Annotated in this window: 14 protein-coding genes; 10 read left to right on the top strand and 4 right to left on the bottom strand. The window is 43.4% G+C overall.

What is annotated here, in order from left to right:
• Positions 1-216 precede the first annotated feature (216 nt).
• From DABAL43B_RS06110 to mmsB, 7 genes are all read left to right on the top strand, one after another.
• Entirely contained in the window at positions 217-1,887 is a 1,671-nt protein-coding gene (locus DABAL43B_RS06110; RefSeq protein WP_079691547.1) for a fatty acid--CoA ligase, read from the top strand.
• A gap of 245 nt (positions 1,888-2,132) precedes the next feature.
• A complete protein-coding gene (locus tag DABAL43B_RS06115; RefSeq protein ID WP_079691548.1) occupies positions 2,133-4,205 on the top strand; it encodes a propionate--CoA ligase in 2,073 nt (690 codons plus the stop codon).
• Between the two features lie 297 nt (positions 4,206-4,502).
• Complete coding sequence (locus tag DABAL43B_RS06120) at positions 4,503-5,987, top strand: CoA-acylating methylmalonate-semialdehyde dehydrogenase (RefSeq protein WP_079691549.1); 1,485 nt, start codon at positions 4,503-4,505, stop codon at positions 5,985-5,987.
• A 184-nt stretch (positions 5,988-6,171) separates the two neighbouring features.
• On the top strand, positions 6,172-7,332 hold the full coding sequence (locus DABAL43B_RS06125) for an acyl-CoA dehydrogenase family protein (protein WP_079691550.1): 1,161 nt from the start codon (positions 6,172-6,174) through the stop codon (positions 7,330-7,332).
• A gap of 82 nt (positions 7,333-7,414) precedes the next feature.
• Positions 7,415-8,197: an enoyl-CoA hydratase gene (locus DABAL43B_RS06130; RefSeq protein WP_079691551.1), complete on the top strand. Its 783-nt coding sequence runs from the start codon at positions 7,415-7,417 to the stop codon at positions 8,195-8,197.
• Positions 8,198-8,268: 71 nt separating this feature from the next.
• Positions 8,269-9,525, top strand: a complete 1,257-nt coding sequence (locus tag DABAL43B_RS06135) for an enoyl-CoA hydratase/isomerase family protein (RefSeq protein ID WP_079693047.1) — start codon at positions 8,269-8,271, stop codon at positions 9,523-9,525.
• Between the two features lie 122 nt (positions 9,526-9,647).
• Positions 9,648-10,613 carry a 3-hydroxyisobutyrate dehydrogenase gene (gene mmsB, locus DABAL43B_RS06140; protein WP_079691552.1) on the top strand — a complete coding sequence of 322 codons (966 nt, stop codon included), beginning with the start codon at positions 9,648-9,650 and terminating at the stop codon, positions 10,611-10,613.
• A 99-nt stretch (positions 10,614-10,712) separates the two neighbouring features.
• On the opposite strand, the gene DABAL43B_RS06145 is transcribed toward mmsB, so the two are convergent.
• On the bottom strand, positions 10,713-11,471 hold the full coding sequence (locus DABAL43B_RS06145) for an IclR family transcriptional regulator (RefSeq protein WP_079691553.1): 759 nt from the start codon (positions 11,469-11,471) through the stop codon (positions 10,713-10,715).
• 645 nt (positions 11,472-12,116) lie between these two features.
• Here DABAL43B_RS06145 and DABAL43B_RS06150 point away from each other — a divergent pair.
• Positions 12,117-12,989, top strand: a complete 873-nt coding sequence (locus DABAL43B_RS06150; protein WP_079691554.1) for a hypothetical protein — start codon at positions 12,117-12,119, stop codon at positions 12,987-12,989.
• 130 nt (positions 12,990-13,119) lie between these two features.
• Here DABAL43B_RS06150 and DABAL43B_RS06155 read toward each other — a convergent pair whose 3' ends face one another.
• A complete protein-coding gene (locus tag DABAL43B_RS06155; RefSeq protein WP_227516747.1) occupies positions 13,120-13,683 on the bottom strand; it encodes a 4'-phosphopantetheinyl transferase family protein in 564 nt (187 codons plus the stop codon).
• A 348-nt stretch (positions 13,684-14,031) separates the two neighbouring features.
• Positions 14,032-14,550, bottom strand: a complete 519-nt coding sequence (pal, locus tag DABAL43B_RS06160) for a peptidoglycan-associated lipoprotein Pal (RefSeq protein ID WP_079691555.1) — start codon at positions 14,548-14,550, stop codon at positions 14,032-14,034.
• A 575-nt stretch (positions 14,551-15,125) separates the two neighbouring features.
• On the opposite strand from pal, the gene pepN reads away from it, so the two are divergent.
• Positions 15,126-17,714, top strand: a complete 2,589-nt coding sequence (gene pepN, locus DABAL43B_RS06165) for an aminopeptidase N (RefSeq protein WP_227516774.1) — start codon at positions 15,126-15,128, stop codon at positions 17,712-17,714.
• Positions 17,715-17,843: 129 nt separating this feature from the next.
• Here pepN and DABAL43B_RS06170 read toward each other — a convergent pair whose 3' ends face one another.
• A complete protein-coding gene (locus DABAL43B_RS06170; RefSeq protein ID WP_079691557.1) occupies positions 17,844-18,926 on the bottom strand; it encodes a 3-deoxy-7-phosphoheptulonate synthase in 1,083 nt (360 codons plus the stop codon).
• Between the two features lie 444 nt (positions 18,927-19,370).
• Here DABAL43B_RS06170 and lpxB point away from each other — a divergent pair, with 444 nt between their 5' ends.
• Positions 19,371-20,693 (top strand): lipid-A-disaccharide synthase, encoded by a 1,323-nt coding sequence (lpxB, locus tag DABAL43B_RS06175; protein WP_079691558.1) that lies wholly within the window; start codon positions 19,371-19,373, stop codon positions 20,691-20,693.
• The last annotated feature ends 36 nt before the right edge of the window (positions 20,694-20,729 follow it).

Here is a 20,729-nt window from a genome sequence, read left to right on the forward strand (position 1 = left end):
TTATCGAATCTGTAGTCGTATGATACTTACGCAAGAAGGCTTTACATAGTCTGGGTTTTTTCCTACTATCAAAAGAGGCTTTATTCCAAGTAATGATAACCATGCTAAATATCAATGTTAAATGACAATACTAAATAATAACGCTAAATGATAATAAAGTGATGCGCTATAAAAGCCATTGAAATGAACTAAAAAAACTTCAAGGACGTCAGATTTATGTCAAATATCTACCACAGCGCACCCTCTGCCTACGATTATCCATTATTGGTCAAACAGCTGTTAAACCGTGCCAAAACGGTATCGCTTGACCAAGAAATCGTTTATGCGGATAAAAAACGCTTCACTTATAAAGAGCTATTTAACCGTATCAATCGCTTAGCCAATGTTTTAGACAGCTTGAACCTTGATGCTGGTGACGTGGTCGCAGTGATGGATTGGGATAGCCATCGCTACTTAGAGTCGTATTTTGCGATACCGATGTCGCAGTACATTTTGCAAACCGTTAATATCCGCTTGTCACCAGAAAAAGTTCTCTATACCATTAATCATGCGAAACCAAAAGTGCTGATGCTCAACTCTGAATTTGCGCCATTAGTCAAAGATTATCAGTTTGAAAACTCCAGCATTGAGCATATTATTTGGCTCGATGATAATGGGGTGACGTCCGAAGGGGTTTTTGGCGGTAATCAAAACCGTGTTACTGGTGAATATGAGGCGTTACTAGAAGCCGCCAATAGTGAGTTTGAATTTCCAGATTTTGATGAAAACACTATCGCAACGACCTTTTATACCTCGGGTACGACAGGTGATCCTAAAGGAGTGTTTTTTAGCCATCGTCAATTAGTTCTACATACTCTCACAGAAGCGGCGACGTTCGGCATGCTACCGAACAAGCAAGGCGTTAGCTATGGCGATGTTTATATGCCGATGACGCCGATGTTCCACGTACATGCGTGGGGTTTCCCGTTTACGGCGACGATGGTTGGTCTCAAGCAAGTCTATCCGGGACGCTATGCACCGGATCTGTTAATGGATTTGATTATTAATGAAAAGGTTAGTATCACCCATTGCGTACCAACGATTCTGCAGATGGTACTCAAAGAAGCGCAAGATCGTGATGCTAGCTTTAATGGTCTAAAAATGATTATCGGTGGTTCAAGGTTGACCGAAGGTTTAGCTAAAGCAGCAATGGCACAGGATATTCAAGTGTATACCGGCTATGGGATGTCAGAGACAGCGCCGCTCATTAGCTTGACAGAATTTAGTATAGATGAGCCTGAAATGACTGAAGATGAAGACATTGCTCGTCGCTGTATGACAGGTAAGCCTGTGCTCATGGTTGATGCTCAAGTGTGGAATACAAGCAATGAGTCGGTTGGTAAAGGTAAAGATAATACTGGCGAGCTGGTGCTACGAGCACCTTGGTTGACCCAAAGCTATCTGAAAAATGACGATGCCGGTAAAGAGCTGTGGGAGAATGGCTATATGCATACCCAAGACATCGCTTATATACGCCCTGATGGTTATATTCAAATTACAGATCGTTTAAAAGATGTCATTAAATCAGGTGGTGAGTGGATATCTTCATTAGAGATTGAAACGATTTTATCATTGCATCCATCGGTGGCTGATGTGTCAGTGATTGGTGTCCGTGATAAACAGTGGGGCGAGCGTCCGTTAGCATTAGTCGTACTCAAGCCTGCTTGCCAAGATACCAAAGCGGAAGATATCAAAGCGATTGCTCAGCAGGCAGTGGAGCGCGGTATTATTCCTAAATACGGTGTGCCTAGTCAGTTTAAGTTTGTCGATGAGCTACCAAAAACCTCGGTCGGCAAACATGACAAAAAAGTGATGCGTGAGATGTATGACAATCAGACCGAAGTATAATAGGATTGGATTATTAGCTTATAAGTCGCTTGAGCCTGTCAAAATATCAAGCAAATATACGCTTAATAGTTGACCTTTATTATTAGCTCTGCTACATTTTAAATCGATACCCATTAAACCGATACATAATGTATCGGTTTTTTCGATCTAGTAAGGATAGCTGGCAAGGAAAGCCAGTCTTGTATTATGATATTATTTAATAAAATCGTATCGCATCATCCATCATTACGCTAAGGACAGCTATTATGAGCGAGCAAACCATCAATGCAGTCACTAATTCAGCTACCAATCAAAGTGCTAATCAAGTTTCTGCCGAAACCTTCCAAGCATCATCAGATACTACTCAGACCTTTGCTGATATTTATCAGTCCTCTATTGATAATCGCGAGCAGTTTTGGGCGGAACAAGCAAAACGTATCTATTGGCATAAAGCGCCTCAGCAAATCCTTGATGACAGCAATCTGCCTTTTGCTCAGTGGTTCGTCGGCGGTGAGACCAATCTTTGTTATAACTGTGTCGATCGACACCTTGAAGAACGTGCCGAGCAGGATGCTTTTATCTGGCTATCCTCGGAGATCAATCAAGAGTTAATAGAAACCTATCCAGCCGTGGTAGATGCCTTCAAAGATTTGGGCAATAACGTTGAGTTTTACACCGACTATACCAAGCGCCGCCTGACTTATAACGACCTTTATAAAGAAGTAAATTATTTTGCTGATGTGCTGCAAAGACAGGGCGTCGAGCAAGGCGATCGCGTGATTATTTATATGCCGATGATTTTAGAGGCCGCTTATGCGATGTTGGCCTGCGCGCGTATCGGCGCTATCCATTCAGTCGTGTTTGGTGGTTTTGCGGCGCATAACTTAGCCATTCGTATGGATGATGCCGAAGCAAAAATGGTTATTACGGTAGATGCGGGTCTACGTGGTGGTAAGGTGGTTAATTATAAAAGCCTCGTCAACCAAGGTGTTGAGCAAGCAACCATTAAGCCTGAACATGTATTAGTCGTTGATCGAGGTATCTTACCTTTTAAAGCGCAGAGTATCGACGTCGATTATGCGACTGAGCGCCGTATCAGTTGCGAGTCCAATGCTATCGTCGAGCCGGTGTGGTTAGAATCTAACACCCCGTCATACTTGCTTTATACCTCAGGTACTACGGGTACGCCAAAAGGCGTGCAGCGTGACACCGGTGGTCATGCTGTGGCGCTGACGACTTCGATGGATTATATCTACGATGGTCAGGCGGGCGAGACTTTTTGGGCGATATCGGATATCGGCTGGGCAGTCGGACACTCTTATACTATCTATGCGCCATTGCTGGCAGGCATGACCAGTGTCATGTATGAAGGGCTACCGCATCGACCAAATCCTGGTATATGGTGGCGGATTGTAGAAGCCAACAAGGTCAATATCCTATTCACCGCACCAACTGGCGTGCGTATGCTTAAAAAACAAGATGAGACTTGGATGACGCGCTATGATGTGTCAAGCGTTAAGTCATTCTTTTTAGCAGGTGAGCCGCTAGATGAGTCAACTGCTAATTGGCTGACTAAACATTTAGGCGTACCCATTTTAGACCACTATTGGCAAACTGAGTCAGGCTGGCCGATTTTGAGTAATACGCCCAAATTCAATCATAAACCACATAAACAAGGCTCGCCCGGCTATCCTATGTATGGCTATGATGCGCACGTTATCAATGAAGAAACCGGCGAGCCATGTAAAGCTGGCGAAAAAGGTTTGCTTGCGATTCGCGCACCCTTACCACCGGGCTGTTTAACAACGGTTTGGCGTAATGATAAGCGCTTTATTGACAGTTACTTTAGCTTAGCGGATAGCAATCAATATTCGACTTCAGACTATGCGGTTGTTGATGAGGACGGTTACTTCCATATTCTCGGTCGTACTGATGATGTTATTAACGTCGCTGGTCACCGATTGGGAACCCAAGAAATCGAAGAGGCTATTAGTACTCATCCAGAGGTGGCAGAATGTGCTGTCGTGGGTATCCATGACGAACTTAAAGGTGAATTACCCATTGCCTTTTGCGTGCTAAGAGACCAAGAACAAGTAGCTACTACTGAAAACCGTTTCCGTCTTGAGCAGCAGATTATTGGCGCAGTGGTCAAGTCACTTGGCGGTATAGCGCGCCCAGCGGCGGTTTATTTTCCACTAGCACTACCAAAGACGCGCTCTGGCAAAATCTTACGCCGTGCTATTCGAGCATTGGCAGAAGGTAAACCAACGGGTGATATGTCGACTCTTGATAATCCAACGGCGATTGATGCGGTCAAACAGTCTATGAAGGATTATTAGTAAGGTTATTAGAAAGAGCGATTGGTATAGCCTAAATGCCTATTTTCACTACCATGTATCGCTCCTGTTTTTCACTTAAGCCCATGAAGCATCATGGGCTTTTTTGCGGACTTGAAACTTAAGCAAGGTTGAAGTCTAATAAAACTTCAATAAAGGGCTTGACCACAAAATCACATTATTGCTATAGTCAATAACGATACAAATTAAATCATTTTAAATGAGGACGCTGCTACGCTTAATTCGGTTATGACCATTAAGTGAATAGCGGTAGTCTTGCAAACAAGATAAGGATATCTTATGCATCACGTCCAACAGCTCATCAATGGTCAATTTACCAAATCATCTACTAACGAATGGATTGATATTACCGATCCGGCAACCCAAGAGATTATCGCTAAAGTGCCGCAAACGACTGATGATGAAATCAATCAAGCCGTTGCAGCAGCTAAGGCTGCTTTTCAAACCTGGCGCAAAACGCCCATCACCACACGCGCCCGTATATTTTTAAAGTATCAAGCATTGATTCGTGAGCACATGGACGAGCTGGCAGAAATCTTAACCGCTGAGCAAGGTAAAACGATTGCCGATGCGCGTGGTGATGTGTTTCGTGGTTTAGAAGTGGTCGAGCACGCGGCCGGTATTGCCAACTTACAAATCGGCGACTATGTCGAAAATGTCGCATCTGGTGTCGATACTTATAGTATCTGGCAGCCGCTAGGTGTTTGCGCGGGTATCACACCGTTTAACTTTCCAGCGATGATTCCGCTATGGATGTTCCCAATGGCGATTGCCACGGGCAATACGTTTATCCTAAAACCATCTGAACAAGATCCAATGGTCACGATGCGTTTGGTTGAGCTAGCAATAGAAGCGGGTGTACCTGAAGGGGTGCTAAACGTTGTCCATGGTGGCAAAGCAACGGTTGATGCGATTTGTGACCACCCAGATATTAAAGCGGTATCTTTTGTTGGTTCTACCGCCGTTGGTAAGCATGTCTATGAGCGTGCCAGTCAGTCAGGTAAACGTGCCCAGTGTATGATGGGCGCTAAAAACCATGGCGTTATCTTACCTGATGCCAATAAAGAGCAGACGCTCAATCAGTTGGCAGGCGCCGCATTTGGTGCTGCTGGTCAACGTTGTATGGCGCTATCAGTGGTGGTATTAGTCGGTGCTGCAGGTGAGTGGATTGATGACATTAAAGCCAAAGCAGAAGGCTTAGTCGTCTCAGCTGGTAAACATGATAAAGACTTAGGTCCACTGATTTCTCCTGCCGCAAAAGCGCGCGTTGAGCATTTGATTAGCACAGGAGTAGAAGAAGGGGCGAGCTTGATTCTTGATGGTCGTGGTATTACCGTTGAAGGCTTTGAGAAGGGTAACTTCGTTGGACCGACTATCTTTGATAACGTCACTGCTGATATGCAAATTTATAAAGAAGAAATATTTGGTCCTGTACTTTGTATCATGCGCGCCGATAGTCTTGATGAGGCGATTGAGCTGCTAAATGCCAATCCACATGGTAATGGTACGGCTATCTTTACCCAGTCAGGGGCCGCCGCCCATAAATTTCAGCAAGATATCGAGGTCGGTCAAATCGGTATTAACTTGCCGATTCCTGTGCCACTACCGATGTTCTCTTTCTCAGGTTCACGTGCCAGTAAGCTTGGTGATCTCGGTCCTTATGGTAAGCAAGCCGTACAGTTTTATACCCAGACTAAAACGGTTACTGCGCGCTGGTTTGATGATGAGGCAAGTCGCGGGGTCAATACGACTATTTCAATTTAATGGTTAATCACCTATATTTGCGGTATAGCGTTCATATTGCTTAAGGTATTTACGATACTATTATAGTGTCAACATGCGATTTGATGATGTTATACCGTTTCTTTAGATTGAGACAGTCATATTGAAATAATGATTCATCAAACCTAATTCACCATATTTGCTCTGCAAGCCCAAGGATGACCTTATGGATTTTTCATTAACCGATGACCAAATTGCCTTTCGCCAAACTGCCAGACAGTTTGCGCAAAAAGAGCTAAAACCGAATGCCGCTGAATGGGATCGCACATCCCATTTCCCAATTGATGTGATTAAAAAGTCAGGCGAGCTTGGTTTTTTGGGGTTGTATACCAACCCTGAGTATGATGGCTTGGGTCTGCCGCGTTTAGATTCTGCTATGGTTTTTGAGGAGCTGGCATGGGGTGATACGGCTGTTGCTGCTTATATGAGTATTCATAATATGGCTGGCTGGATGATCGGTGAGTATGGTAGCGATGCTTTGTGCAAAAAATATTTGCCAAATATGGTCAGCGGCGAATGGCTTGGCAGTTATTGCTTAACAGAACCTAATGCTGGCTCTGATGCCGCCTCACTGCGCACCAAAGCCGATAAGCAAGGCGACCATTATCTGCTTACTGGTGAAAAAACCTTTATCTCAGGGGCAGGCTCAACCGATGTATTAGTGGTTATGGCGCGTACAGGCGGTGCAGGACCCAAAGGCATTTCAGCCTTTGTCGTTGATGCTGATAGCGCTGGTATCGAATATGGTAAAAACGAGCATAAAATGGGCTGGAAAGCGCAGCCAACGCGCACCATTAGCTTTAAAGATGTCAAAGTACCGATAGAAAATCTCATCGGCGAGGAAGGTCAAGGCTTTCGTATCGCGATGAAAGGTCTTGATGGTGGTCGAATTAATATTGGGATTTGTGCAGTTGGTACCGCGCAGTCAGCGCTCGAGACGGCAACCAATTATGTGCAAGAGCGTAGCCAATTCGGTAGCCCGATTGCCAGCTTACAGTCAGTACAGTTTAAGCTCGCCGATATGCTGACCCAAACGATTACTGCACGGCAAATGCTTTATCTAGCAGCCAACAAAGTCGATAATAATGATGCGCAAGCTTCTACTTACTGTGCCATGGCCAAGCGGCTTTCTACTGATCTTTGTTTCGATGTGGCTAATGAAGCCTTACAGTTACATGGTGGCTATGGTTATTTAAACGAGTATCCACTTGAGCGCCATGTGCGAGATTTGCGTGTACATCAAATTTTGGAAGGCACCAATGAAATCATGCGGGTAATTGTCTCGCGTCAGCTGCTACAAGACGATGCGTTAAGCCAGTTACGCTAATCAGTTGCGATGAATAAATAATTCACCTATTCAGCTTTTTGAATTAAGTGATTTTATAAAAAGTTTATAACAAGGATGTTCTATGACGGATTACACCAACTTAAACCTATCGATTGACGGCCATATCGCCACGTTAACACTGCAGAATCCACCTGCACACACTTGGACGATGGACAGTCTAAAGGCACTTAAGCAGTTGGTTACTGACCTTAATGCCAACGATGATATCTATGCATTAATCATCCACGGTGATGGCGAAAAATTCTTTTCAGCAGGAGCGGATTTAAACAATTTTGCCGATGGTGATAAAGGTCGCGCGATCAGTATGGCGATAGCGTTTGGCGAAGCCTTTGAAGCGTTGTCAGCCTATCGCGGCGTCAGTATTGCTGTTATCAACGGCTATGCGATGGGCGGCGGGCTTGAGTGTGCGCTGGCTTGTGATATCCGTATCGCTGAAGCGCATGCGCAAATGGCATTGCCTGAGACGGGTGTTGGATTGTTGCCATGCGCAGGCGGTACGCAAAATCTAACGGCTCTAGTCGGTGAAGGCTGGGCAAAGCGGATGATATTGTGCGGTGAGCGCGTCGATGCAGAGACAGCATTGCGTATTGGTTTGGTCGAAGAAGTTACTGCAAAAGGTGGGGGTTTATTAGCAGCACAAGCACTAGCGCAAAAAGTCGCTAAACAATCCCCCGTTGCCGTCAGTTATTCTAAAGCACTGATTCAAGCTGCTAGAAATACACCGCCTGCACAAAACCTTATCCATGAGCGTGAAGCATTTGTGAAGTTGTTCGACACCATGGATCAGCGCGAAGGTGTACAAGCCTTCTTAGAGAAGCGTAAACCCAATTGGCAAAATAAATAAACGCTATTGAATCAAACTTAATGATAGTATTTTTCTTTTAATTTTCGTAGGTCACTTTTATGACAGCAGCTATGACAGCGACGGATGATAGCAAGCATCCGGAATCCATAGAAAATAGAGAGCAAGAAGCGCCGGTATTATTCAGCACCGAGCCGACAGATTGTGGTCACCTTATTGGGATAATGACGTTAAATACTCCTAAATCTCTTAATGCCTTGAGCGTTGAGATGTGTCAATTATTATCACAACAGTTAGAACAATGGCAACGTGATGATCGGGTAGTGGCCTTGGTGCTAAGAGGCGCAGGCGATAAGGCATTTTGTGCGGGCGGTGATATCCGTAAGCTGTATGACAGTATGTCTACCAGTGCACCAATACCAAATCCTTATGCGACGGAGTTTTTTAGTCATGAATACCGTCTCTATCGGCAAATGCATTTTTACTCCAAGCCGTTAATACTCTGGGGTGATGGCATTATCATGGGTGGCGGTATGGGGCTAATGGCTGGTTGTAGTCACCGTTTGGTCACTGAGCGTACCCGTTTTGCCATGCCAGAGATTACAATTGGCTTATTCCCTGATGCTTCTGGTAGCTGGTTCTTGCAGCGTATGCCTGCCAAAACAGGTTTATTCTTAGGGCTAACGGGTGCGATGTGTAATGGTAATGACGCACTATTGGCCAATCTTGCAGAGTATGCCGTTGCTAGTTCTGATTACGACGCTATTATACAGCGCTTAAAACAGAGTGATTGGCAATCGGGATCTGATAGCACAGATAAATGTCATAACAATAGCGCTCATAATATCGTCAGTCGCGCACTTGCAGCACAACCGGTAGCCGAATTGCCTGCTAGTAAATTAGTAGCCTACTGGCATCCTATCCAACAGCTGATGAATAGCGGCGGTTTGGGTGATATTGATTCAGTGTTACAAAGTGATGAGGCGCTAGTACAGCTAGATAAAGATTTTTCTGAGGATAGCTGGACACAGCGTGCAGTGGCAACGTATCGGCATGGCTGCCCAGTGACTGCTGCCTTGACCTATGGGCTTTATCATAAAGCCACTGATTTATCGTTAGAGCAGGTTTTATATTTAGAAACCAATGTGGCGGTACATTGTGCGGCAAATCCTGACTTTAAAGAAGGTGTGCGTGCGCTGCTGATTGATAAAGATCGCAATCCACAATGGTCGCGCTCATTAGCAGATTGTCTTAGCGCAGAAGGACAGCAGTACATTCATCAGCACTTTGTAAACCCTTATCCTAAAGGTGAGCATCCTTTGGGTGATTGGCTGAGCGATGACGCATTAGGCAGTCAGTTTGTACGTTAATTTTGTGCGTTAATCACGTAACTTGCTGACCACTATAACGATTAGATATAAATCAAACTTAAAAAACAATGCAAGACCATATTTAATACTGTCTATATAATTAATCATCAAGGAGCGATGAGATGGGTCAAAAGGATATAAGTACGACTGCTAATAACAGTGACAGTGATAACAATACTGTTAAAGCAAATATCGCCTTTATCGGGCTTGGTAATATGGGCGCACCAATGGCAGAAAATTTGTTAAAGGCAGGTTATGCGCTATCTGTATATGACTTATCTGCAGACGCAACCCAGCGCTTACAGCAAGCAGGTGCGCGCGTTGCAGATAGCCCAAAAGACGCGGCAAGCGATGCGCAAGTCGTTATAAGCATGTTGCCTGCTGGCAAGCATGTCCATGCTGTTTATTTAGGAGAGGACGGCTCTGACGGTCTACTTGCAGAGTTACCAAAAGACACCTTGGTGATTGACAGTAGTACCATCGCTGCAGCTGATGCAAGATTAGTGGCAGAGGCAGCAAACAAGCTGGGTATCGACTTCTTAGATGCGCCAGTCTCTGGCGGTACGGGCGGCGCTATTGCTGGTAGTCTTACCTTTATCGTTGGTGGTAGCGCTGATGCGTTTGCTAAAGCCAAGCCAATACTGGCTGTCATGGGCAAAAACATCTTTCATGCTGGCGAGCAGGGTGCCGGACAAGTCGCAAAAATCTGCAACAACATGCTATTAGGTATCTTAATGGCGGGAACGGCAGAAGCGATTAACTTAGGCGTCAAAAATGGCTTAGATCCCAAAGTGCTGTCAGATATTATGCTACAAAGCTCCGGTCGTAACTGGACACTCGAGGTCTATAACCCTTATCCGCAGGTAATGGAAAACGTACCGTCAAGTAATCATTACCAAGGCGGCTTTATGAGTAAATTGATGCAAAAAGATCTTAACCTAGCGATGCAAACGGCGCAGGATGCCAATGTCGATACGCCAATGGGTGCCAAAGCCACAGAGCTTTATGGAGCGCATACCGTAGAAAATGGAGATAAGGATTTTTCTAGTATTATGGCTCGCTACGATAGCACTGTGCTGCCTTCGTAGTATTTATCTATCTATTATATAGTCGATAGTCGATTCATTTTAAAAAGATCTGCACTATTATAATAGTGCAGATCTTTTTTTATATTTTTAATAGGCAGTTTAGCTTTGCAGATCATAGACGAGCGTTTGAATATCTTGTGCCGCTATTTGCAGTCGTGGTACATGAGTCAATAGCTCATCCAGCGAGACTCGTATGGTTGGGGCATGAATATATAATGAGGCCAGATAGCGAGATTTTTTATCCAATACGGGAACCGATACGGCTACCATCTCCGAGATAAACTCTTCATTATCAATACCGACGCCAGTTTCAGCGATACGATCAAGCTCGGCGTTTAATGCATCAATATCAGTAATGGTATTCTTAGTAAACTTGTCTAATGAAAGACCTTGCAGAATCTTATCGCGACTGGCGGTGGATAGCTGACTTAAATACAGTTTGCCAGTTGCGGTACACCACATCGGTGATTTTGCCCCCACTGGCAGATAAATCTGTAGCGGTAAGCTCGTTTGCGCACGGTTGGTATAGATCATATTCATATGATAAGGAACGCCAATACCGCACGTTTCCTTAAGTTCATTGACTAGATTTTGCAAAATTATTTGTCGCTCATTGAAGAACAGTCGCTGCTGCCAAAGCTCGACGCTTAAATTACGTACCCGCTTGCCAGGAACAATACCACCGCCAATATCGACAGTCACAAACCCTTCGTCAACCAGATTTTGAATCAATCGATGGATGGTCGGCTTTGGAATATCAAGCTTTTGCGACAGCTCAAGTGGCGAGAGTGGCTTAGAGGCATAAGATACCGCCTCGATAATCTCTAGCACACGGGTAATCGACGATACTTTAGGCATATGAATGGCTCAGTAATAATGAAAAGAATACAGCAGAGAACATCACGACGTTTTAAGCAATGAGACTGAAGAAATAACACGAAACAAGAATAAATATAAAGACACATGGGAACGGTATTACTCATCTAATCTAGCATAATATCGCGCTTAGACAAGCCTATATAGTATTATATATAAATGCATTTAGGTTGCGTGCCATTATCTATAAAATATTGCTAAATTATTTAAAAACTATCTATAAGTTATCTATGCGCTTAAGTAATATTAGATACGTTAACTCACAAACCACAACAAACTGTAGTAATAAACTCTATAACTGTCATTGAGTTAATTTATGAGGTAGTTCATCATACAGACATATTTTGTAATACCTTTACATGAGCGTTAAGCGTATCAATATTCATGTTTAGGCTACGCAGTGGCTTTAAGAGTATTGTGTAACAAGAAAGCGAAGTTTTGCGCGTTGGTGTAGCAATTATTACAATATCTATGCAATCTTTACATAATGGTAAATAAAAAGTGCGTCTTTAGGGGTGACTTTTTGAGTTAAAATTGTTTTAATCTGCACATCAAAATGATTGTTCAAAAAGAGCTGGGATATCATTTTTTTACGGGCGAATTATTTTATACTTTAGGAGAGTAATCATGAAACTTATTAAATTAACAGCAATTTCTGCTGCCATCTTAGCATCAACTGCTGCACTAGCTGCTGATCCAATTATCGTTGTTGACGGCGATGAAACTGTTGTATACGAAGCTGAGCCAGTAGCTGTTGCTTACCAAGCAGAACCTAGCTATGCATATGATGCTGACGCTGGTGCGTTACGCAACACAACTGGTGCTGTAGTTGGTGGTACTAAGACTTTGTTCCAAACCGTTACTCATCCAGCAGCTGTCAGTGCTGAAATTGGTACACTAGGTTATGGTGCTAACATTGCTTGGGGCGTTAACGACAAAACTGAGCTACAAGCTGGTTGGTCTGGCATGAACTTTGATGGCGATAGAGATCTAAATGCTAACGACTCTTGGATCAACTGGGACAAAGCATTAGGTGATGGTTATGGTAACTATCAAGGTACAATGGATTATGATGTAGACTTCAGTAATCCATACATCGGTGTTCAAATGCGTCCGTTTGCTAATAACTTCACAGTTGGTGCCGGTACGATGGTCCCACGTAACAAGCTTGCAGCTACACTCACTGCTGACAGTGGTTCAACAGCAAATGTTTCTATCGATGGTGTTGACTACCAAGTTGATACTGCAACTATCAGAGCTGAAAACAAAAACAAATTAGCACCTTATGCTACTATCGGTTACCGTCCAAATATTACCCAAAACTGGGGTGTATTCGGTGAGTTAGGCGCAGCCTACATGGGTAAGATGGATGCTGAAGTAACTGGTGTTACTGGAACTTCAGCTAATATAGCTGACTTCGCAGCAGCAGCAGAAAAAGAAATCAAAGATAAAGACGTTTGGTACCCAATCGTTAAAGTTGGTGCAACTTACCGCTTCTAAGTTAATAACAGTTTAATGACTGTTATTAAAAGGACAATAAGTGCATAAAAAACGATCCTGAAAAGGGTCGTTTTTTTATGCCTAAAATAAAGAATAAGGGTTGTTGAGCGTCACTATATGTAGGCGTTACTTAATAGACAATGACGGTCTGCTGAGAGGGAATAAGAGCAATGTGATAATTTTCTTCAGAATCAATAACGACTACCAAAGGTACATCTTCTTTAATACGATTGATTAACTCTGGAATAAGAGAGGAGTAATCCATCCCTAAACCCTGCGCAAGCTTATATTGATAGACCTTGATAAAGCTTTCTTTTATTTGCCACAATAATTTGACGACATTATTACGCTGGATTATTGGTAATGCTTGCAAGATAGTAATTTCATTACGATGGTAAAAACGCTGCGCCACATGCCATGCAACATCATTGGTTTCTATATCGATACCCACCGCACGATGGCGACTAATAATTACCGCCACTTTATCGTCCAAATATCTTTCATTGTTAGGCTTAATATCTGTATTTTTACTACTAGCACCAGTATGACTGAAACATACAAAATATTGGCTAGTATTGAGTCGATAAGGAAAGCTAGAGTCATCTAAATTATCACTAATATTTAGCTTGTTAAGAAGTGACTGTAATAATAGTCGCACTCCTGCACGTTGCTGCTGGCGCTGGTTATAAGCCATTTCGCGTACAGATAGAAGCGTTGTTTGAGAAGTTTGATAGTGCCATTTAAAGTTATGAAGCTTTATTTCGTGAGTGTTTACTCGGTTTGATATAAATAACGGTGACAATTTGTCTGATATATTTAGATTATGCATAGGGAGAGGTGCACTCACTTGTGCAGTCGCGCACCATGTCATTGGGTCGAGCTGAGTATATTGGATATGGTGTAGGCTGGAGTTTTGCATCATATATTTATTGTAGAAGCTGATCGCTTATATTTATGTTTATCTTAACGCAATAGAATGCAAAAAGCCCAACAATATAATTGCTGGGCTTTTTTTATACGAATGACGTCTTGTTAAACGATATTAATAAGACAATTCAGCACGGCGGTTTTGTGCATAAGCATCTTCGCTCTGACCGGCAGCAGCAGGACGCTCTTCACCATAGCTGATCACACGGATGTTATTTACCGCAACGCCTTGTGTAGCAAGATAATCACGCGCTGCTTGGGCACGGCGCTCACCTAGTGCGATGTTATATTCACGGCTACCGCGCTCATCGGTATGACCTGCGATAACAACGCCAGCTGCTGGGTTTGATTTTAATAAACCGGCGTGTTGGTTTAATACGCCAGCCGATTGTGAGGTAATCTCACTGCTATCAAATGCGAAGTATACAACGGCTTGTAGGTTTTCAGCACCGGTAATAACGGCATTTGAGTTATCTACAATAACAGCGCCATTATAACCAGCTTGACCACCTGGGATACCTAGTGGGGCAACGACAACTTCAGAAGTAGCGCGTTTGTTAGCACAACCTGATGCGAAGACAACGGCGCTTGATAATACAGCTAGTGCAGCGATTTTTGAAAAACTGGTTGACATAAAGAGCTCCTAAAATTTTAATTAAATTTGTTTTTTTAAACTGCTTAGGATAAAACTTAGGCAATTGCTATCTATAATATACTAAATGTTACTTTATGTAAGTACTATTACTGTAAATAATTCTAGAATTTACAAATAGATATGACGCCCACTAACAACGATATTTGCCCTAATTTATTGGTTATCATCAATAACCCTATTAAAATATTTTAACAGTCATCATCCAATTATTAAGCTGTGTTAGTGATGACAGGCGTATTTATTAATCAATGAATCAAAATTTTAGTTATTAGTCGTATGCTAACACTAAATGATAAGCTCGATTTTATTCATAATCGCCCTTGAAATTTGGGCGTTTAGGTCAATGTAGCTAAATATCGTTATAAATCTAATCATTATAAAGCTTGTGCTAACTATTGAAGAGCCTTAACGTGACTAACTATACGTTTTAATCATCATATTTTAACGTCGCATTTTAATATCATGTCGCTTTTAATATCATATTGTCATCATAAAAAATAATAGGAATCCATATGTCTACCGCTGAAACCGATGCGCAAATTATCAATCCTGAAATGCCTGATGTACCGCTACACGCGCCCAGTAAAATTAGCTTAACAGATTATAAACAACCAAGCTTCGATGTCGAAACCGTCAATTTAGATATTAAATTGTTTGAGGATCATGCGCAGGTAGATAGCACCCTAAAGATGGTACGTCAAACCGCAGGAGATATCGTTTTATTTGGTGAAGAGTTAGCGCTGGTTACCATTACGATGAATGGTGAGCGATTGACAGCTGAGCGTTATCAGCAAGCAGCCAGTAAGTTGACGATTACTGATGCGCCTGATGAGGTAACGTTAGAGATTCAGGTTCGCATCTGCCCGCAGACCAATACGGCGCTTGAAGGATTTTATATGGCGGGTAGTGGCGACGATACGATGTTTGTCACACAGTGTGAGCCAGAAGGCTTCCGTAAGATTACCTTTTATCCAGACCGTCCTGATGTACTAGCGATATTTACCACCCGCCTTGAGGCTGATAAGCGTTATCCAACGCTATTGGCCAATGGTAATTTGATCGAAGCGGGCGAGGTTGAGGGTGCACCAGACCGTCATTATGCGATTTGGCACGATCCAACCAATAAGCCAAGCTACCTGTTTGCCTGCGTGGTTGCTGACTTAGATGTGCTGACCGATGCTTATACCACCAGCGAAGGTCGAGAGGTGTTGCTCGAAGTATATGCCAAGTCTGCCGATATCGATAAATGCGATGTTGCTATGCAAGCGCTCAAAGATTCGATGAAATGGGACGAGGTTAATTATGGCCGTGCCTATGACTTAGATCGTTATATGATCGTTGCGGTCAGTCAATTCAATATGGGTGCGATGGAAAATAAAGGTCTGAATATCTTTAATACTGCCTGTGTCTTATCTAGTCCTGAGACGACGACCGATAGTCGTAGTTTTAGTGTGAAATCTATTATCGCTCATGAGTATTTCCATAACTGGACAGGTAACCGCATCACTTGCCGTGATTGGTTCCAGCTGTGTTTAAAAGAAGGCTTTACGGTCTACCGTGATCAATCGTTTTCAGCGGACCAACAGTCGAGCGCGGTACAGCGTATCGATGATGTCGCCAATCTACGTGCCCATCAGTTCGCAGAAGATGCAGGACCATTGGCGCATCCAGTACGCCCTGAGAGTTTCGTTGAAATTAATAACTTTTATACCACGACCGTTTATGAAAAAGGCGCTGAAGTCGTCCGTATGCTTGCTAATACTTTGGGACCAGATGATTTCCGCCAAGGCACCGATGAGTATTTTCGTCGCTATGATGGGCAGGCTGTCACGGTTGAAGACTTCTTATCTGCGCTCAGTATTACCAATGACAAAATCGAAGATTTTATCGATTGGTATCGTCAGCCAGGCACGCCAGTTGTATCAGGCCATCAAGACTATGACAGCGCCGCACAAACACTAACCATTACGTTGAGTCAGCAAACCCGTCACGTGAGTGGTTTTGATGCGCCAAAACCCTTGCCGATTCCAGTAGCAACCGCGCTATTTGATAAAAATACGGGTACTATCATGGCTGAGCGTATGTTGCTATTAGATCAAGCCACGCAAACTTTTACCTTTGAAGGAATAAATGCTGAGCCAGTGGTGTCTTTGCTACGTGATTTTAGTGCGCCAGTGCAGCTTAATTATGATTACCAAGATGAAGATTTGGCATTTTTACTCAAACATGAAACCAACGGTTTTAACCGCTGGCAAGTGACGCAAATGCTGGTCAACCGTATTTTGCTGCAGAGTAATGATACAGAGGTATATCTGCAAGCATTGGCTCAGACATTGCCTGACCTAGCTGCCGACGATGCGATGTTGGCTGCGCGCTTGCTTGATATCCCATCGGCACAAGAGCTGGCTGCTGCCGTTCATAAAGATTATGATCCAGAGTTGATTAAAGCGCAGCGTGAAGGCTTGTATCAGCAGCTGGCAGTTGCTCTAAAAGATCAGTGGGCAGCGCTTTATGAGCAGTTACCAATGCAATCTTATAAAGATAGCCCTGAAGCGCTTGGAGCACGTGCGCTGCGTAATGTGGTGTTAGACATGGCATTGACGGCCAACGTCACAGGTGCAGCCGAGTGGGCGCAGCAGCAGTATGACAATGCCAGCTGTATGACGGAGCGCTTTGGTGCGTTAAAAGTTATGGTCAATCATCAAGTGGCAAATGCTGATGCTTATTTAGCAGATTTTTATCAGCGTTTTCAAGCAGACGATTTGGTCATTGATTTGTGGTTTAGCGTGCAAGCCTCTGCCGATAATGTCAGTACCGATACTATTGCATCATTATTAGCGCATACAGATTTTGATTGGAATACGCCCAATCGTGTGCGCTCAGTAATTAGCGCCTTTACCTCGCAGCCAACGGTGTTATGGACACCAGAAGGTTTAGATATCTATACGGCTGTCATTAAAAAGCTGGATGATTCTAATCCAATGATAGCGTCGCGCTTATTACAAGTACTGGCACGCTGGTATACTTTAGCTGAACCACGTCGTCAAATGGCGCATGATCAGTTAATTGACTTACAGCAACATGTGTCATCTAAACACGTGCATGAAAGCTTAACCAGTGTATTAGGTGCAGCGAGTGAATAGTATCAAGTAAACCACTTTATAAGTTAAAGAGTATAAAAAGCCCGTCTGACATTCTAGTGTCAGACGGGCTTTTTTATGAACTGCTTAATTCTAAATGGCTTAATAACCATTAGTCATAGCTCATGGCTATTAACGGTTAGGCAATACATCTTTTACCATATCGCGTAAATCGTGTAGCGCTGTAACTGTGCTGTCCCAATCGAGACAACCATCAGTAATAGACATGCCGTATTCGAGTGCATCTAAATCAGCGGTCAACTCTTGACGACCACCCTTTAAGTGACTCTCAATCATCATACCAATAATAGATTTATTACCGTTTTTAATTTGCTCTGCGACGTTTTGGATAACCATCGGTTGTAAGTAAGGGTCTTTACCTGAGTTGGCATGACTTGAGTCAATCATAATCTTGCTACTGGTTTTGCCTTTAGCGAGCGCATCTTCTACTTGAGCGACAGCCGTTTCATCATAGTTAGGCTTGCCGCTACCACCGCGTAATACCACGTGCGCGTATGGGTTGCCTTTAGACTTGATGATAGACACTTTGCCATCAGATGATAAACCGAGGAAGCTATGACCGGCTTTTACGGCTTGCATAGCGTTGACTGCGACCGTCATGCCGCCATCGGTACCATTCTTAAAACCAACTGGACATGATAAGCCTGAGCTCATCTCGCGGTGCGTTTGGCTCTCAGTAGTACGTGCGCCAATCGCTGACCAACTGATCAAATCCTGCATGTACTGCGGCGTGTTCGGATCAAGGGCTTCTGTGGCACAAGGTAGACCTTTCTCATTTAAATCAAGCAGTAGCTTACGAGCAGTACGCAGACCTTTTTCGATATCAAAGCTGTCATTCATATCAGGGTCGTTAATCATGCCTTTCCAGCCGACGGTCGTTCGTGGCTTTTCAAAATAGACACGCATCACAACGAATACGCTATCTTCGATCTCTTTTGCCAATATGGCTAAACGATCGGCATATTCGTGGGCGGCTTTGATATCGTGAATAGAGCAGGGGCCAATCACAACGAATAAGCGCTTGTCTTTACCATCTAAGATATCTTGGATAGTATGGCGACCTTTTAGCACTGTGTGATAGGCTTGTTCTGATAAAGGCAGCTCAGTTTTTAGTTCATTAGGTGTGATTAAAGGAATAAATTTTTCAATATTCACGTCGTCAATATCTGCATTGTGGGTAGCTGGTGTTGTCATGGTTATATATCGTCTAGCTAATGTATGGGGATATTCATTATGCGGACAAAAACGCCAGTTGACAAGGGTAGTCGAGCAGTTAATTGACTGCTAACTGGAATGCTGAGGCTAAAACTTCGTTATACTTGAGGATTAAGTGCATTATTATAGAAGTCATTATGCAAGCGTTAAATTAAACTCTCAAGCGCTTCTCTAGGCTCGAGTTTCTAATTATTAAAATGTTTTATATGCATGTACTTATCAGCAATCAGCACTGGATTTTATAGGGTAATTTCGCTATTTTTAGTATCGTCACGTATGATGACTTTATAAACAACTTAATTCGAGCATAAAAAACGATGTCAATGTGCATTTCGATTGGCATCTTATAACTCATTTCATGAGCTATCTTTTATAATGTCCCTATTTTGGTCTATTGTATTACTTTACTATTGAGAACTTGTCATGACAGATTCTGCTACGCCTCACCAATACCCTGATTTAACTGCCCAGCTTGACACTTATCATGAGGGGGCTGATGTAACGGCCACGCCACTAGTGATAGGGATTGTCGCCGGTGAAGTATCAGGTGATAGTCTGGGCGCAGATTTTATGCAGCAGATGAATAACTTACGTGATGATATCATTTGGGTCGGCGTTGGCGGTACAAAAATGCAAGCGCAAGGGCTACAAAGTATTTTTCCATTGTCCCGTTTGGCGGTGATGGGTTTGGTGGAAGTGATCGCCCAATTGCCTGACTTACTTAAGGCGCGCCGCGAACTTTTGGCTGCTTTTAAAACAGCGGATATCGATTGGTTTATCGGTATTGATGCGCCTGATTTTAATCTGAGAGTTGCCAAAAAGTTAAAGCCTCAAGGCGTGTTCTGCGTGCAGTATGTCAGTCCTTCCATTTGGGCATGGCGCGAATCGCGTATCCATAATATTAAGGCGGCGACCAATTTAGTGCTGTGTCTGTTTCCGTTTGAGCTGCCAGTATATGAGCGTTACAACCATCCGGCGATATGCGTCGGTCATCCGCTAATGCGCACCATTGATCAAACCTTGTTAGAGACGCCAATCAATCAGCGGCGTAGTGAGCTGGTCTGGCACAATGATGGTTTGCAGCAGTTCTTTATTGATCGCTTTGATGAAGTCAGCCAGCTTATTTGTGTGATGCCAGGCTCTCGACGTGGTGAAATAACGGCTATTTTGCCACTGATGCTTGATGGCATTCAAAAGTTGATTTTATTAGACCCAAAGTTGTGCTTTATCATTCCAACTGTTGATCAAAACCATCAATATATCGTCCAAGATGTCATTGATCGGCGCTCAGAACAGCTGCGAGCGGCTATTGTTGTGGTTTATGATGATAGCCAACCCACTTTTAGTCAGCAAGCCATGGCAGCCTCGGATATTGTGATGCTGGCATCGGGTACAGCAACCCTTGAAGCGATGCTCCTTGAGCGCCCGATGGTTATTATTTATCAATTAAACCAGCTGACTTATCAGATTGCTAAACGTCTGGTCAAAGTGCCTTATGTGGGTTTGCCGAATATTTTAGCGGATACTGAGATTGTACCTGAGCTGATACAAGAGCAGGCGAGTGGCGATAATATCTGTCGTACCGTGATGCGTCTATTGCAACCACGCGCTTATGCTGAGCAATTAAAAGCGCTCGTTGATACCAAGCATTTGTTACAGCAGCAGAGCAATCATGATCCTGCTAATAGCGTGATTGAGCAATGGTTTATTCAGAACAACCCTCAAAAAATCCACTCGTCTCAATGACTAAACGCATATTATCCAGCGCAATCAATCAATAAA

Source organism: Psychrobacter sp. DAB_AL43B (assembly GCF_900168255.1).
Classification (GTDB): domain Bacteria; phylum Pseudomonadota; class Gammaproteobacteria; order Pseudomonadales; family Moraxellaceae; genus Psychrobacter.